A 13,364-nucleotide genomic window follows, 5' to 3' on the forward strand; every position below is an offset into this window, starting at 1 on the left:
CCCCTCCCGTCGTGGAATGTCCTCCGCTCACGAGGCGACGAGGAGCTGCGAGATGCGGTCGAGGGTGCCCGGTACGAGAGCGTAGTACGCCCAGGTTCCGCGCTTGCTGCGGGTGAGGAATCCGGCGTCGGCGAGCACCTTCAGGTGGTGCGACACTGTGGGCTGGCTCAGGCCGACCGGCTCGATGAGGTCGCACACACAGGCTTCGGCATCCGCCGACGCAGCAACGATCGACAGCAGTCGCAGGCGCGTCGGGTCGGCCAGTGCCTTCATTGTGTGAGCGAGTTGCTCGGCGTCGGCCGCGGTGAGCGGCTCGCGCACGAGAGGCGTGCAACAGGCGGCTGTCGCGGTGACATCCGTGATCTCGAGCATGGTCATGCATCGATGGTAGTCGATATTGACAGTCATCGATACGTAGGGAAGACTGAATATCGAAGATCATCGATACTTGCTTCTGGAGGATGCAGTGACCCTGCTCGACATCACCCCTCGTACGAGCCGCAGCGACCGGCTCGCCACTCTGCCGGTCGCGATCATCGGTGCAGGCCCCATCGGGCTTGCCGCCGCAGCGAACCTCGCCGACCGAGGAATCGACTTCGTCCTGTTCGAGGCCGGCGACGACATCGCCGCGAGCATCCGTTCGTGGGGGCACACGCGTCTGTTCTCGCCGTGGAAGCACCTCGTGGACCCGGTCTCGCGGCGCATGCTCGAGGCGAGCGGATGGCAGATGCCGAACCCCGAGCGCGCGCCGAACGGTACCGACCTGGTTGAGCAGTACCTGGTGCCGCTCTCGCAGCTCCCGCAGATCGCCTCGCACATTCGCACCGAAGTCGAAGTCACCGCCGTCGCCCGTGAGGGGATGGACCGGACGCGCACGCGGTCGCGCAAGGTGACCCCGTTCGTGCTGCGCATCCACGACGCGAACGGTGTCGACGAGCTCACCGCCCGCGCGGTCATCGACGCGTCGGGCACGTATCGCACACCGAACGCGCTGTCTTCGAACGGCCTCGGGCTGTTGGGGATGGAAGAGATTGCGGATGCGGTCACCCCGGCGCTGCCCGATGTGCTGGGCCGCGATCGCGCGCTGTTCGCCGGTCGCCGAGTGACCGTGGTGGGTGCGGGGCACTCCGCCGCGAACACTTTGCTCGCACTGATCGAGCTTGCACGTTCAGAGCCTGACACTCAGGTGGCCTGGATGATCCGCAACACCAAGGCCGCGCGCGTGACGTCGTCGCCCGATGACGAGCTCGCCGACCGCGCAGCCCTCGGCGGACGCGTGGATCGTGCCGTCGCGGATGGGCGCATCGAGCTGGTCGACGGGTTCGAGATCATCCGCGCTCGCCGTGCGGCCGACGGCGTCGAACTCGTGGGCCAGCGCCGCGGTGAGGTCGTCACCCACGAGACGGACGTCGTCGTGAACGCCACCGGCTTCCGGCCCGACCTCGACATGCTCCGCGAAGTGCGCATCGAGCTCGATGACATCATCGAGGCACCCAAGCGCCTGGCGCCGCTGATCGACCCGAACGTGCATTCGTGCGGGACGGTCGAGCCGCACGGATTCCGCGAGCTGACGCATCCTGAGCACGGCTTCTTCATCGTCGGGATGAAGTCGTACGGGCGCGCGCCGACCTTCTTGCTGGCGACCGGTTACGAGCAGGTGCGGTCGGTCGTGGCCTGGATCGCGGGAGATGTGGTGGCAGCATCCGCCGTCGAACTCGTCCTCCCGGCCACCGGCGTATGCTCGACGGACGTCGGCGGCGGATCGAGCTGCTGCTCGTAGGCTGACCCTTTTCACGCGTCGATAGACTGTGATCTATGGATGCCGTCGACCCCCGTGCGCTGCGCGTTCTCGGCGACCCGACCCGGGCGAGTATGCTGCAGCTGATCTCGGAGTCGGAGGACGGCAGGGCGCTGGTCGGACAGCTGGCGGAAGTGCTCGAGCTTCGCCAACCGACTGTCAGTCACCACATGAAGGCCTTGCTCGACGAGGGTATCGTCACGCGTGAGCCCGAGGGGCGGCGGGTCTGGTACTCGATCGCGCCCGGCTACTCGACGCGAGTTGCGGCCTTGCTCGAGGCGCCCGCGCCCGTCGCTGAGCCCGATGTTGAGCGCATCGTCGATGATCTCGCGCTGCGGTATCGCGGAGTGTTCAGCGCGGAGACAGTCCGGGCGCATGTGCTCGAGAGTCACGCGTTACTGGCGCGGGGCGCGACCTCGGCGCTGATCGCCTCACGGACGGCGGCGTTCGCTGCGGCGCGATTGGATGCCTTGAGCCGGGCGACCGGAGAGTCGTCGGGCGTCCCGGAAGTGCTCTTCGTCTGCGTGCAGAACGCGGGGCGCTCGCAGCTCGCCGCGGGCATTCTCCGCCAGTTGGCCGGTGATCGGGTCGTCGTGCGCACCGCGGGGTCTGCTCCCGCGTCCGAGGTGCGGGCGTCGATTGTCCAGGCGCTCGACGAGATCGGGGTGTCCGTCGGAGGGGAGTTTCCGAAGCCGCTGACCGACGATGTGGTGCGTGCGGCCGACGTCGTCGTGACGATGGGTTGCGGCGACGCGTGCCCGATCTATCCTGGGCGTCGCTACCTCGACTGGGACCTCGACGATCCGGTCGGCAAGTCTCCCGAGGTCGTACGGAGGATCCGCGATGACATCGACGCGCGCGTGCGCGGGCTGCTCGCCGAGTTGGTGTCGGCCTGAGCTGAGTTCACTCGGTGTTCACCTGCCTCGATGACGAATGGATAGATAAGCATCTATGCTTTTCGTATCCGTGCAGCGCAAGAGGAAGCATCCGCCATGAATGACAAGCCCACCGTCCTGTTCGTCTGCGTCCACAACGCCGGCCGTTCGCAAATGGCCGCCGGCTACCTGCGTGCGCTCGCGGGTGATCGTGTCGAGGTGCTCTCGGCGGGATCCGCCCCGAAAGACACGATCAACCCGATCGCGGTCGAGGCGATGGCCGAAGAGGGCATCGACATCACCGGCAACACCCCAAAGGTGCTCACGGTCGAGGCCGTGAAGGAGTCGGACGTCGTGATCACGATGGGCTGCGGCGACGCGTGCCCCATCTTCCCGGGCAAGCGCTACGAAGACTGGGAGCTCGACGACCCGGCCGGTCAGGGTATCGACGCCGTCCGTCCGATCCGCGACGACATCCGCCGACGCATCGAGGCGCTCATCGCCGATCTCGTTCCTTCGGACTCGGTCGCATGACCGGGCCGGGCGGGCAGAGCGCGCTGCTCACACCCGACTCCGTCCTTCATCGCGCATCCGAGCGATTGGCGCAGCGCTTCTCCGGGGTCTTCGCCGAAGAGACCGTCGAGCGGGTCGTATTCGAGTCCTACGCCGCACTCGGCCTCGGCGCCACCGTGCGCACCCACCTTCCGAGCCTCGCCGAACGGTTCGCCGCTGATCGCCTGACCGCGCTCGCGCAGTCCAAGGGCATTATCGCCAAGCCTGTGCCCGAGGTGCTCTACGTCTGCGTGCAGAACTCGGGCCGCTCGCAGATGGCGGCGGCCCTCACGCGGCACCTGTCCGGTGGCCGGGTGCATGTGCGCTCCGCCGGATCACAGCCGTCGGGTGCCGGCATCCTCCCTTCCGTCATCACGGTGCTCGCCGAGATCGGCATCACCGTCGAAGACGAGTTTCCGAAACCGCTCACCGACGATGTCGTGCGGGCGGCGGATGCTGTGGTCACGATGGGATGCGGCGACGCGTGCCCGCTCTACCCGGGCAAGCGCTACCTCGACTGGTCGCTCGCTGACCCCGCTCAGCTTGACCTCGACGGCGTCCGCGCCGTGCGCGATGCCATCCGGATCCAGGTCGAAGAACTCATCGCGGAACTGGTGCCCGTCCGCCGCTGAGTTCTCTGGCGGGCTGGGGCGAGGCATCCATTCGTGTGCCGCGAATGGACGCTCTTGGGTGCGCGTCATTTGTGACAGACCAACTTCTGGGCGGGCTCGGTAGCGGCGTCGATGTGTCACATCTGGTCGCTTCGAGGCGGCCAAAGCGACAACTCCTGACACATTGACGGCGGGCGGATGCTTCAGCCCGAAGCCCGTGACCGCGCTCGAGCGAGAGCTGCGACAACGGTGACCACGACGACCACGGCCAGCGCAGCGAGCCAGAGCCACAGCGAGGAGTCGACACCCAGAACGGACCGCTGCGAAGACCCGCACTCCGACGTGCCGCCCTCGACTGCATCGAAGCACCACCCGACCGTGATGAGCGGTGCCAGAGCGATCGAGACGAGAACCATCGCCACGACGCCCCACCAGATCACGGGAGCGACGCGGGCGGGTGGCATGGCACCACGATAGATCCGGGTCGATGAGCGATGCGAGCGTTGGCTAGGTTGGGATGGTGAAGATCCCCCCACACTTCATCGTCAGCGCGTGCGCAGGTCTGCTCTGGCTCGTGGTCGGAGCGGTGAGTTCGGCCCTGCTCTGGAACTCCACGTTGCGCGGGATGGAGGGTGTGATCCTCCCGGGAACCATCCCGCTGTCGGTCTGGGCGTGGCCGGCCGGATGGACCGTGCTCTTCATCATCGTCGGATTCCTCAGCGTGGCCGCGGTGCACCTTATGGTCTCGCGCTTCACGCCCACCTCGACGAGCCAGGCGGCCCTGTGGCGCGCATGGCTCGCGACCGTTGCGGCGGGAGCTGCGGTCGGCTTCGCGATCGATGCCTCGGTCTTCGTCGACATGTTCATGGCGATCGGCCGGATCGGGTGGTCGAGCGATCTCGGACGCCTCGCAGCCGTCGGAGCATATTGGGGGCTGCTGTACGGCTGGATGCCGGGCCTGATCGCGGCGAAGTTCGCCCGCGGGAACCCGAACGACTCGACGGCGCCGAGGACGCGCCTGTGGCTGATCCTCCTCGCGGTGCTCGCGCTCGCCGCGGTGCTCGCGACGGCTGTGTTCGGAATGCGCGCGGCGCGCGTGGCTTCGGCCGAAGCATCCGCCCTCGCCGAAGGCGTCGACCCCGCAGACGGCGCGCTTCCGAACCCGCTCGCCGACGGCACGCCCGTCCCCACCGTCGCGCCCGAAGCGATCGAGACGACCGCCGATTGGTGCACACCCGACCGTGCGGTGCTGCTGCTCGGCGGCAGCGACGCCGCGACCGGGCACCGGCTGCAGTCGGTGCAGTTGATGAACTTCACCGACGAGCCGTGTGTGATCGAGGGCTACCCCGACTTCGCGTTCGCCGACCAGAACGGCAACGCGCTGGATGTCACGATCGAGCGCGGCAGTTCTTTCATGGCGCAGGATGCCGGCGCCACCCGCATCGAGATCCCCGCGCAGGGCACCGCCGTCGCGAACATCGGGTGGGACGCCAACGCGACCGCGGGCGCGTTGGTGGCCCGATCGCTGTATGGCGCGGCGACCGCCGGCGAGGTGCGCGGGTCGTGGCCGATCGAGAACGACATCGTCGAAGGGTCGACGGTGACGATCACCGCGTGGGCGCTGCCGACCACCGGAGGGTCCGCGCCGTAGGTCGCCAGCGGGCAGGGGACTCGCTACCAGATGGTGCCGCCGCCGACGGAGATGCCCGCCCACGTGAGCGCAATGAAGATCGCAGCGAAGACGACGGGCGCGATGCCCTTGCCGCTCCGCGCGAGCCCCTTCAGGAGGGCGATCACAGCGAGGACTGCGGCGACGATCGAAAGGCCGCCCCCGAGGATCAAACCGATGAAGAGGGGGATGGGCATGAGGACGAGGCCGGCGAGCCCGACCCAGAATGCGGCCCAGGCGGTCCGGTTGGTTTGGCGTTCTGCAGAGGAAGACATACGACGATTATCGCGTCTCTGTCAGCGCCCGCCCTTGTCGGGTGTCTGTGGCGGTCGGCAGACTGAACGAACCGACGCGAGGAGACGAGATGGCGCACGTGATCAGGCCGCTGACTTCCGAAACCTATCCGGCGTGGTTGGCGCTCGCGCAGAAGCACAACGGCGTGTGGGGCGGATGCTACTGCTCCTACTTTCATGCCGACACCGAACGCACCGTCAAGAGCGAGTACGACGGGCCGACGTTCAAGAAGCGCCTCGTGGACGAGGGCGTTGCCCACGCCGCTCTGGTCTTCGACGGTGACGCCGCGATCGCGTGGTGTGAGTACGGGACCCCGGAGGAACTGCCCGGCATCTATCACCGCAAGCAGTACGACGCGGGCGAGACCAACCCGGCGCCGTGGCGCATCACCTGCTTCTTCGTCGACCGCGATCATCGGCGTACCGGTGTGGCGCGGGAAGCGCTGGATGGCGCACTCGACCTCATCGCCCACGCCGGCGGCGGCGAAGTGGTCTCCTTCCCCAACGAGCTCCTCCCCGGCAAAAGGACGTCATCTTCGTTCCTGCACAACGGCACGCGTGCGATGTTCGAGAAGGCGGGGTTCACCTTCGAGCGGCACATCGGCAAGAGCAAGACCGTGATGCGCAAGATGGTTCCGGCTGCAGCACCGCGGCCGTGACCCCCTGAAGACACTGGGATGGTTATGGGTCCCGAGGTGGCGGATGGTGTTTGCCGCGGTGCACTTCGAAGACTCGTCGGTGATCGGGGAAGCGCGGGTCGTCACGGATCGGCTTGTCGTGCATGAAAAGACGGATGACGTTTGCAAGCTCACCGGGGTGGCTGAAGTTGATCGCGTGTGCGGCACCCTCGAGAAGCACGACGAGAACGTGACTGTCGGTTTGGTTTGCCACTTCCTGTACCCGTTCCGGTCCGGGCAGCAGGGGGTCCCGTTCCCCGATGACCACGAGCGTCGGAATCTGGAGTTCGAGCAGCCTCTTCAGTGAGGGGTACTCGGTCAGCGCCTTGAACATCTTGAAAGTGCTGGGAACACCGAAGCGCAGATAGTCCGGGGTTGCGACGGAGATCATCTTCCGGGGCTCCAGCCCTCCGTCTTTGGCGAGCTGTCCGACGGCGCGTCGGAGCGGCTGGTTGAATACCCCGCCCGCGGGCGAAACAAGCACGGTGCGGTGGACGCGCTCGGGATAGCGGCGAGCGAACTCGAGGATGACGGGGCAGCCCATCGAGTTGCCGACCAGAGTGGTCTTCTCCACCCCACGGTCGTCGAGGAACCTCGCCGCCGCGTGCGCCAGCCCCGGAACATCAAGCGATTCCTTCGGCTTTCCGCTGCGGCCAAAGCCCGGTAGGTCGGGAACGTACGTGTGGAATTCGTCGGCGAGACGCTCGGCGGTCGGCAGGAGGTACCGGCCGGAGAGGCCAAAACCGTGAAGGTGGGTCATCACCGGAGCGTCGAGGTGGGCGGGAGACTCGCGGTAGAAGACATCGACCCCATCGACGAGGGTCCACCGCTCGGCAAGGTTCGAGGCGGGACGCGTCGGAGTCAGCCGCCCCCGATGGCGATAGCTGGCCTTCTCCGGATTCTTGGCCATGCTGGCCCCCGTCCCCGATGTGATGAGACTCGCACGGAGTGCTGCGTCGGTCTCCGCCGATTGCGGCTTCAAGATACTCCCTTCGCGGGCCGGGCCGGAAGGGCCATGAACGAACTGACAGTCGGCACCCGTGGCTCAGCATCGACACGTGAAGCGAGTGGCATCAGCCGCCGGTGAAGGTGCGATCGCTGTCCGCCTCGTCTACGAGCATCTCGTCCAGGCCGGCCGGAGGTGACCACATCGAGTCGATATGCGCGGGCCGCTCGGGGAGGTTCAGCTGGTCGCCCTGGTGGGTGCGCTCCCCGATCCGCAGGGTGTCGGACGGGCGCTCCGAGAACTCGCGGCGGTAGGCCGCCGCGAACCTACCGAGATGGGCGAACCCCCAGCGGGCTGCCACCTCGGTCACGTTGACGGTGCCCGGTGCCGCTGTCATCAGATCCTCATGCACCTTCTCGAGCCTGAGGTGCCGCAGGTATGCCATGGGCGTCGTATCCAGGGACCGACGGAAGCCTTCTTGCAAGCTGCGGACGCTCACCGAAACCTGTGTTGCCAATTGCATTACGGTCCACGGATGCGCGGGGTCGCTGCGCAAGAGTTCGACCGCATGCGAGACGGGCTGAACGCCGGCGGCACGCGACGGACCTGCCAGCGCAGCCGAGTGGTTGTGCGGCTGCGCGAAGAGGAGACTGTGCATCACGACCTGCTCCAGCCGCTGTGCGGCGAGGGGGTGCGCGAGGAGTCCGCCCGCCTGGTGCGATGCCTCGTCGATCATCCGCAGCGCCTGCATCATCGTGTGCGCGCCTGGCGCCATGAGATCGATCTCGCCCCCGAACTCGAGCGGGCCGGAGAGCTCATGGCCGAGCAGATTCTGCACCTCGAGCTGCAAGTGGTCGCGAGGGATCATGAGCGAGAGCTGCGCGAATGCCTCATCGCTGGCGATCTCGACCGGCCGCCCCGGCATAAAGACACCCGCCGTGTGCTGGGTGCCGTGAACCGGTGCCCCCAGGCCCGCGCGCATCGTCGCTCGCCCCCGAGTCGGGATATCGATGTGATAGTTCTCGGCCTCCGCCGTCTCGATGCGCACCGCATCACGAAACCGCATGTACCCGCAGGTGAGCTTGCCCACCTTCAGCGCATTGAGCTGCATCTCGAACGTGCTCGACGTACGTGCTGACGGGAAATCGACCGGAAGGAAGACCTCGCTGAGCAGCTGCCGGGCGTGGTCGACGTCGCGGCTCGAGGCGACGCGATGGCTCCCGAACATCTCGCCGGCCTGTGATCGCATTCGGACATGCTAAGCGCCGCACCTGAGAGGGCGTGCGCGCTTCGCGCAAATCGGATCAACCGCCGCGTCGGCCGGATATCGGGGGACGGCATGGCGCTCTTACGTTTAGACGCTGCCGAAGCGCCTTGCCTGGCACGCACCGAGACGACGAGCCCGAAAGCCACCTCAAAGATGCCAATGTCCCCTCATCCTCCTTCGCCGAACGATGAACGTCGGCCAGCACATCTCAGACGGAAGATCTGCGGGGAGCCTGCATGGTTCGTCATCGGCTCGCTTGCCGTCGTCATCGCATTGGTGATTTTCGCGACCATTCAGGGCGCGTGAACGGACCGCGTCAATGGCGGCAGAACCGAAGGATGAATGCAAGAAAAGTCATCGCGATACCGATCGTGGCCGTAGGCATGGCGATCATCATGGGGCATCTCGCCATATACGCGTTGCTGGTATGTGGCTCGGCCCGGGGGGTGAGGTACCACTACGGCTGAGACGCTCTCGGCCGCAGCCCGAAACCCGAAAGCAATGAACTCCGGTAGGCGCGCCGGTCAGCTTCATGGCCGGCCGACCGCGTCCCGTCTGGATCTGCTGCAGCAGCAGCCCCACGTGGGCAAACGTTGGCACAACCGGTTTCGGCGTGAACGCGAAGGGCCGCGACCCCTCGTAAACACTGGGATCGCGGCCTACCGGAAGTGGACGCGACGGCGGGAGTCGAACCCGCACCGCTGCCAGGTATGAACTGGAGCCCGGGACCACCCGGAACGCCGCGATGACTCCACGCTAGGCGAGGCATCCGAAAGAGCGACCTCTGTGACCGAGGGTTTCGCTATGAGTCCTTGCGCAACAACCACATTCCGCTGTCGACATAGCCGAGGGTCGTTGTCAAGGCCCCTTCACTGGCGAAGCATCCGAACTAGCGTCGCTCACGGAGGTAAGAACAATGTCCCCTACGAAGTCCCCCACGAAGAAGACGTCGTCCACCACGAGCACGAGCAAGCCGTCGGCCTCGACCGGCGCCGGCACGACTCGCCGACAGAACGCCGAGCGCGGTTTCGTCGCCTCGAAGAAGCTGAGTGACCTCATGCAAGAGGTGCTCGTCGACCTGCTCGAGCTGTCGATGCAGGGCAAGCAGGCGCACTGGAACGTCGTCGGCCGCAACTTCCGCGACACCCACCGTCAGCTCGACGAGATCATCGAGGCGGCTCGCGAGTTCAGTGACACGGTTGCTGAGCGGATGCGGGCGCTGCACGCGATTCCGGACGGCCGCAGTGGCACGGTGTCGACCACGACGACGCTGCCCGAGTACCCGCAGGGCGAGGTCGACACGTCTGAGACCGTGGATCTCATCACGGCGCGCCTGGATGCCACGGTGGCCACGATGCGCCGCGTGCACGACGACGTCGACGAGGAGGACCCGACGAGCGCTGACATTCTGCACGCGATCATCGAAAAGCTCGAGCAGTACGCGTGGATGGTGAGCGCCGAGAACCGCACGCCCTCGTCGCGCTAACGACGAAGGCGCGCGGACAGTTTCAGGCCGGCGCGGAGTCGGGGTCGAGAGTCTTCAGAGTCTCTTCCTCAGCTTCGTTGTCGGCCTGCAGCTGTTCCTCGGTCAGCTCGTCGCCACCGGTTGGTGCGTCCGGTTGCTCGTTGGGGTGATCTTCGGTTCTGTGCACGTTCATGGAGTACTCCTTCGTGAGAGCGGACGATCAGTCTTGTGTGGGCTCGAGTAGTCGTGACGGGTCGTCGTCGTCCTCATCGACGACGGCGGCATAGTCGGGCCGAGCCTCTTGAGCGGGCTGGTCGGCGAGTTCGCCGCCCTCGCGCCCGCCGTACGCGCGACCGTGGTCGGCGAACTCGTCTCGGGCGAACACCAGCGTCCACGGCCCCGCGGTGAAGTGCGCACCCGTGCGGAGCGTCTCGGTGCGATCCCCCTTAGCCTGCGCCGCGTCACCGCTGCGCGCGTTCATCTCGCCCTCGCCGTGGAGGGTCAAGACGTACTCGTCACGGCCGTCATGAGCGATCGTCGCGTGGTGGGCTTCGGCGCCGACGAGGAGCAGATCGCTTTCGCTGGATGAACCGACGCGTGTCGAGTCGTGGGTCAACGCGTGCTCGAAGCGCTCATGCTCGCTCGTGACACGGAGCCGTGGGTTTCCCGAGCCCCACGCTGCGTGTGTCGTGGTCGGCTCGTCGCCCTTGATGAGATCAGTCATGATGCCCTCCTCAGAGCGTCCGGCCGCCGGTGACCGGCAGGACAGCGCCGGTGACATACGAGGCATCTTCGCTGGCCAGATACACGTACGCGCCAGCGAGTTCGGCCGGCTGTCCTGCGCGACCCAACGGTGTGTCTGAGCCGAACGTGCGCAGCTTCTCGTCGTCGAAGTCGGTCGCAGGAATCAGCGGTGTCCAGATCGGACCCGGAGCGACGGCGTTCACGCGGATTCCCTCTGGCCCCAGCTCGTCGGCCATGGCCTTGACGAAAGCGACCTGGGCTGCCTTCGTCATCGCGTAGTCGATCAACCCAGGCGAGGGTTCGAAAGCCTGAATGGATGCGGTGACGATGATCGATGCGCCGGGCTTCAGGTGTGGGCGTGCCGCCCGCGCCGTGTAGAGCAGACCGTAGAGGTTGGTCTGGAACACCCGATCCATCTCGTCGGTGGGCAGTGCCTCGAGCCCCTCGCGATTCTTTTGGTACGCCGCATTGAGGACGACGAGGTCGAGTCCACCCAATCCCGCGGCTGTGTCCTCGACGATGCGGGTCGCGAACTTTTCGTCGCGGACGTCGCCGGCAAAGGAGATCGCTTTCACGCCGGCATCCTCAATCAAACGAACAGTTTCGGCAGCATCGGCTTCTTCTTCGGGGAGATGCGCGATCGCCACGTCGGCGCCCTCGCGGGCAAAGGCGATGGCGACGGCTCGGCCGATGCCGGAGTCGCCCCCCGTGATGAGTGCCTTCCGGCCGATCAGGCGCCCCGCGCCGACGTAGGAGTCCTCCCCGTGGTCGGGCTTCGGCGCCGTGTCAGTCGTAAGCCCGGGCTGAGTCTGCGAATCGATAGGGAACTCGCCGCTGTAGTACTTCGTCCGAGGGTCGATCAGGTGCGCAACTGTTTCAGTCATGCCTCCAGCAGAACGGATCGATCGCGATCCCGGCAGGGGATTGACAGTGCCGAGACTGACCTATACGTCGCTAGCTGTTCTCGCCCGCGAGTCCGTCCAGCCACGCCCGGAGGTGTTCGACGACGAGCGCGTGGTCTTCTGCTTGAGGTAGGCCAGATACACCCACGGTGCCGACCATGCCCACACCGAGCACCGTGATCGGGAAGACGCCGCCGTGGGCCGCGTAGAGACTCGTGTCGAGGCGCGCGTCCGTGTCGAAGTCCCTGCCCTTCGCGCGGAACGACAGGCCGACCCCATACGACGAGCGTCCGAAGCGCTTCGCGACGCGGGTCTTGCGGTCGAGCCATCCGTCGTTGTCTGCGCTGGACCCGGGCAGTGCAGTGTGAAAGACACGCGCCTCTCCCAGGGTGATGCCGATGACGATGGGGAGCTCGCGCACGAGGGCGTCGTCGCGCAGGCGCGAGCCCAGAACCCAGGCATCCGAGATATCGAACGGAGGGAGCACAAGCTCGCGCTCCTCGGCTTCAACACGGGCAAGGATCGCGCGGGAATCGTCGGTCATGCCTCGACAGTAGCGCCGGGTCGAACCCTCGAGCGAGGGTGCGGAGCGTCGAGGGCGCGGAGCATCCGCCCAAGTACTTCACGGAGCTCTGAACGCGCGGGTTCCGCGAGATCGGTGGTGTACTCGACGCCCTCGGGGATCCACGACAGTCCGTACATCGTCTCGCGGAAGTCGGCACCGCCGACGGGCCACCGGGTGTGTTCGTCGTCTTCGGCGGTGGCGCCCTGGCCCCACTGGCCGAACAACTCGCGCATGGTGTCAAACGGTAGGTCCATCACGGCGTCCGCCTCGACCGCCTGTCGCACCCACGACCGCGCGACCAGGATGAACTCCTCGATCTCTTCCGGGGTGAGCGGCCGGGGCTCGAAGAGCACACGCGTGTGCTCAACTCCGGTCAGTCGGTCGACCCGGAAGGTGCGCCAGTCCTGTTTGTCGAGATCCCAGCAGAGCAGGTACCAGTGGCGCTCGGCGGGGGCGAGCGCGTGCGGATCGACCCTGCGGGTGGTCACTTCGCCGGATGCCGCGGTGTAGGTGAAGCGCACACGTTCATGGTCGCGGCAGGCTAGGGCGAGTTCGCCGAGCACCTCGCTCGAGACCGCGGCACCGGCGTTCATCCCCGCTGGCTGGACGGTTTCGGCGAGCGCGTTGACCCTGCGTCGAAGCGGCGCCGGAAGCACTTGTTCGAGTTTCGCGAGCGCAGTGATCGTCGTCTCGGGGCCAGCGACGAGTCTTTGGGATGCTGCGACTCGTAGCCCGATCGCCATTGCCACGGCCTCCTCATCGGTGAGGAGAAGCGGGGGCACAGCGCTTCCCGCCTCGAGCCTGTACCCACCGGTCGCTCCGGGGGATGACTCGATGCGGTACCCGAGGTCACGCAGGCGCTCGACGTCACGGCGGACGGTGCGTTCGGTGACACCCAGACGGTCGGCGAGTTCGGAACCGGGCCAGTGCCGGTGCGTTTGCAGCAGATTCAGCAGCGAAAGGGCTCGCGTCGTGGTGTCTGACATGGCAAAAGATTCTC

Annotated in this window: 17 protein-coding genes and 1 tRNA gene; 7 read left to right on the top strand and 11 right to left on the bottom strand. The window is 66.5% G+C overall.

The genetic code is table 11. The features are described 5' to 3' along the window. Window positions 1-27: 27 nt before the first annotated feature. The gene (locus LG299_RS14520; protein ID WP_404431451.1) at window positions 28-378 is read right to left on the bottom strand and encodes an ArsR/SmtB family transcription factor; all 351 of its coding nucleotides are present in this window, start codon (window positions 376-378) and stop codon (window positions 28-30) included. 88 nt (window positions 379-466) lie between these two features. Here LG299_RS14520 and LG299_RS14525 point away from each other — a divergent pair, with 88 nt between their 5' ends. The 4 genes from LG299_RS14525 to LG299_RS14540 all read left to right on the top strand — a co-directional run bounded on the left by LG299_RS14525 (window position 467) and on the right by LG299_RS14540 (window position 3,857). After that, entirely contained in the window at window positions 467-1,780 is a 1,314-nt protein-coding gene (locus tag LG299_RS14525; RefSeq protein WP_404431453.1) for an FAD-dependent oxidoreductase, read from the top strand. 35 nt (window positions 1,781-1,815) lie between these two features. Then, window positions 1,816-2,694 (top strand): metalloregulator ArsR/SmtB family transcription factor, encoded by an 879-nt coding sequence (locus tag LG299_RS14530; RefSeq protein ID WP_404431455.1) that lies wholly within the window; start codon window positions 1,816-1,818, stop codon window positions 2,692-2,694. A gap of 96 nt (window positions 2,695-2,790) precedes the next feature. After that, window positions 2,791-3,207, top strand: a complete 417-nt coding sequence (locus LG299_RS14535) for an arsenate reductase ArsC (protein WP_404431457.1) — start codon at window positions 2,791-2,793, stop codon at window positions 3,205-3,207. Further along, complete coding sequence (locus tag LG299_RS14540; protein ID WP_404431459.1) at window positions 3,204-3,857, top strand: arsenate reductase ArsC; 654 nt, start codon at window positions 3,204-3,206, stop codon at window positions 3,855-3,857. Before LG299_RS14535 ends, LG299_RS14540 begins: the two co-directional genes overlap by 4 nt. A gap of 182 nt (window positions 3,858-4,039) precedes the next feature. Here LG299_RS14540 and LG299_RS14545 read toward each other — a convergent pair whose 3' ends face one another. Then, on the bottom strand, window positions 4,040-4,300 hold the full coding sequence (locus tag LG299_RS14545) for a hypothetical protein (RefSeq protein ID WP_404431461.1): 261 nt from the start codon (window positions 4,298-4,300) through the stop codon (window positions 4,040-4,042). Window positions 4,301-4,356: 56 nt separating this feature from the next. Between LG299_RS14545 and LG299_RS14550 the strand changes: the two genes are divergently transcribed. Next, complete coding sequence (locus LG299_RS14550; RefSeq protein ID WP_404431463.1) at window positions 4,357-5,487, top strand: DUF4232 domain-containing protein; 1,131 nt, start codon at window positions 4,357-4,359, stop codon at window positions 5,485-5,487. A gap of 23 nt (window positions 5,488-5,510) precedes the next feature. Here the strand turns inward: LG299_RS14550 and LG299_RS14555 are convergent, their stop codons facing one another. After that, window positions 5,511-5,780: a hypothetical protein gene (locus LG299_RS14555; protein WP_404431465.1), complete on the bottom strand. Its 270-nt coding sequence runs from the start codon at window positions 5,778-5,780 to the stop codon at window positions 5,511-5,513. An 89-nt stretch (window positions 5,781-5,869) separates the two neighbouring features. Here LG299_RS14555 and LG299_RS14560 point away from each other — a divergent pair, with 89 nt between their 5' ends. Then, on the top strand, window positions 5,870-6,457 hold the full coding sequence (locus tag LG299_RS14560; RefSeq protein WP_404431467.1) for a GNAT family N-acetyltransferase: 588 nt from the start codon (window positions 5,870-5,872) through the stop codon (window positions 6,455-6,457). A 22-nt stretch (window positions 6,458-6,479) separates the two neighbouring features. Here the strand turns inward: LG299_RS14560 and LG299_RS14565 are convergent, their stop codons facing one another. The 3 genes from LG299_RS14565 to LG299_RS14575 form a co-directional block, all read right to left on the bottom strand. Next, complete coding sequence (locus tag LG299_RS14565; RefSeq protein WP_404431469.1) at window positions 6,480-7,385, bottom strand: alpha/beta fold hydrolase; 906 nt, start codon at window positions 7,383-7,385, stop codon at window positions 6,480-6,482. A gap of 163 nt (window positions 7,386-7,548) precedes the next feature. After that, complete coding sequence (locus LG299_RS14570) at window positions 7,549-8,670, bottom strand: AraC family transcriptional regulator (RefSeq protein ID WP_404431471.1); 1,122 nt, start codon at window positions 8,668-8,670, stop codon at window positions 7,549-7,551. Between the two features lie 687 nt (window positions 8,671-9,357). Further along, a tRNA-Met gene (locus LG299_RS14575) sits at window positions 9,358-9,433 on the bottom strand. 171 nt (window positions 9,434-9,604) lie between these two features. On the opposite strand from LG299_RS14575, the gene LG299_RS14580 reads away from it, so the two are divergent. After that, window positions 9,605-10,174 carry a Dps family protein gene (locus LG299_RS14580; protein ID WP_404431473.1) on the top strand — a complete coding sequence of 190 codons (570 nt, stop codon included), beginning with the start codon at window positions 9,605-9,607 and terminating at the stop codon, window positions 10,172-10,174. Between the two features lie 22 nt (window positions 10,175-10,196). Here LG299_RS14580 and LG299_RS14585 read toward each other — a convergent pair whose 3' ends face one another. The 5 genes from LG299_RS14585 to LG299_RS14605 form a co-directional block, all read right to left on the bottom strand. Then, window positions 10,197-10,346 carry a hypothetical protein gene (locus tag LG299_RS14585; RefSeq protein ID WP_404431475.1) on the bottom strand — a complete coding sequence of 50 codons (150 nt, stop codon included), beginning with the start codon at window positions 10,344-10,346 and terminating at the stop codon, window positions 10,197-10,199. A 27-nt stretch (window positions 10,347-10,373) separates the two neighbouring features. After that, window positions 10,374-10,877, bottom strand: coding sequence for a hypothetical protein (locus tag LG299_RS14590; RefSeq protein WP_404431477.1), 504 nt, complete (start codon window positions 10,875-10,877; stop codon window positions 10,374-10,376). Between the two features lie 10 nt (window positions 10,878-10,887). Continuing rightward, entirely contained in the window at window positions 10,888-11,781 is an 894-nt protein-coding gene (locus LG299_RS14595; protein WP_404431479.1) for an SDR family oxidoreductase, read from the bottom strand. Between the two features lie 70 nt (window positions 11,782-11,851). Then, complete coding sequence (locus tag LG299_RS14600; protein ID WP_404431481.1) at window positions 11,852-12,343, bottom strand: heme-degrading domain-containing protein; 492 nt, start codon at window positions 12,341-12,343, stop codon at window positions 11,852-11,854. Continuing rightward, on the bottom strand, window positions 12,340-13,350 hold the full coding sequence (locus tag LG299_RS14605) for a helix-turn-helix transcriptional regulator (protein ID WP_404431483.1): 1,011 nt from the start codon (window positions 13,348-13,350) through the stop codon (window positions 12,340-12,342). Before LG299_RS14605 ends, LG299_RS14600 begins: the two co-directional genes overlap by 4 nt. Window positions 13,351-13,364: the final 14 nt, after the last annotated feature.

It is taken from the genome of Microbacterium lacus (genome assembly GCF_044794305.1).
GTDB lineage: Bacteria > Actinomycetota > Actinomycetes > Actinomycetales > Microbacteriaceae > Microbacterium > Microbacterium lacus_B.

Excerpts from the sequence above, each read along its gene's own strand:
- LG299_RS14520 (WP_404431451.1), bottom strand. The coding sequence starts at position 378 with ATGACCATGCTCGAGATCACGGATGTCACCGCGACAGCCGCCTGTTGC.
- LG299_RS14530 (WP_404431455.1), top strand. The coding sequence starts at position 1,816 with ATGGATGCCGTCGACCCCCGTGCGCTGCGCGTTCTCGGCGACCCGACC.
- LG299_RS14535 (WP_404431457.1), top strand. The coding sequence starts at position 2,791 with ATGAATGACAAGCCCACCGTCCTGTTCGTCTGCGTCCACAACGCCGGC.
- LG299_RS14540 (WP_404431459.1), top strand. The coding sequence starts at position 3,204 with ATGACCGGGCCGGGCGGGCAGAGCGCGCTGCTCACACCCGACTCCGTC.
- LG299_RS14545 (WP_404431461.1), bottom strand. The coding sequence starts at position 4,300 with ATGCCACCCGCCCGCGTCGCTCCCGTGATCTGGTGGGGCGTCGTGGCG.
- LG299_RS14555 (WP_404431465.1), bottom strand. The coding sequence starts at position 5,780 with ATGTCTTCCTCTGCAGAACGCCAAACCAACCGGACCGCCTGGGCCGCA.
- LG299_RS14560 (WP_404431467.1), top strand. The coding sequence starts at position 5,870 with ATGGCGCACGTGATCAGGCCGCTGACTTCCGAAACCTATCCGGCGTGG.
- LG299_RS14565 (WP_404431469.1), bottom strand. The coding sequence starts at position 7,385 with ATGGCCAAGAATCCGGAGAAGGCCAGCTATCGCCATCGGGGGCGGCTG.
- LG299_RS14570 (WP_404431471.1), bottom strand. The coding sequence starts at position 8,670 with ATGCGATCACAGGCCGGCGAGATGTTCGGGAGCCATCGCGTCGCCTCG.
- LG299_RS14580 (WP_404431473.1), top strand. The coding sequence starts at position 9,605 with ATGTCCCCTACGAAGTCCCCCACGAAGAAGACGTCGTCCACCACGAGC.
- LG299_RS14585 (WP_404431475.1), bottom strand. The coding sequence starts at position 10,346 with ATGAACGTGCACAGAACCGAAGATCACCCCAACGAGCAACCGGACGCA.
- LG299_RS14590 (WP_404431477.1), bottom strand. The coding sequence starts at position 10,877 with ATGACTGATCTCATCAAGGGCGACGAGCCGACCACGACACACGCAGCG.
- LG299_RS14595 (WP_404431479.1), bottom strand. The coding sequence starts at position 11,781 with ATGACTGAAACAGTTGCGCACCTGATCGACCCTCGGACGAAGTACTAC.
- LG299_RS14600 (WP_404431481.1), bottom strand. The coding sequence starts at position 12,343 with ATGACCGACGATTCCCGCGCGATCCTTGCCCGTGTTGAAGCCGAGGAG.
- LG299_RS14605 (WP_404431483.1), bottom strand. The coding sequence starts at position 13,350 with ATGTCAGACACCACGACGCGAGCCCTTTCGCTGCTGAATCTGCTGCAA.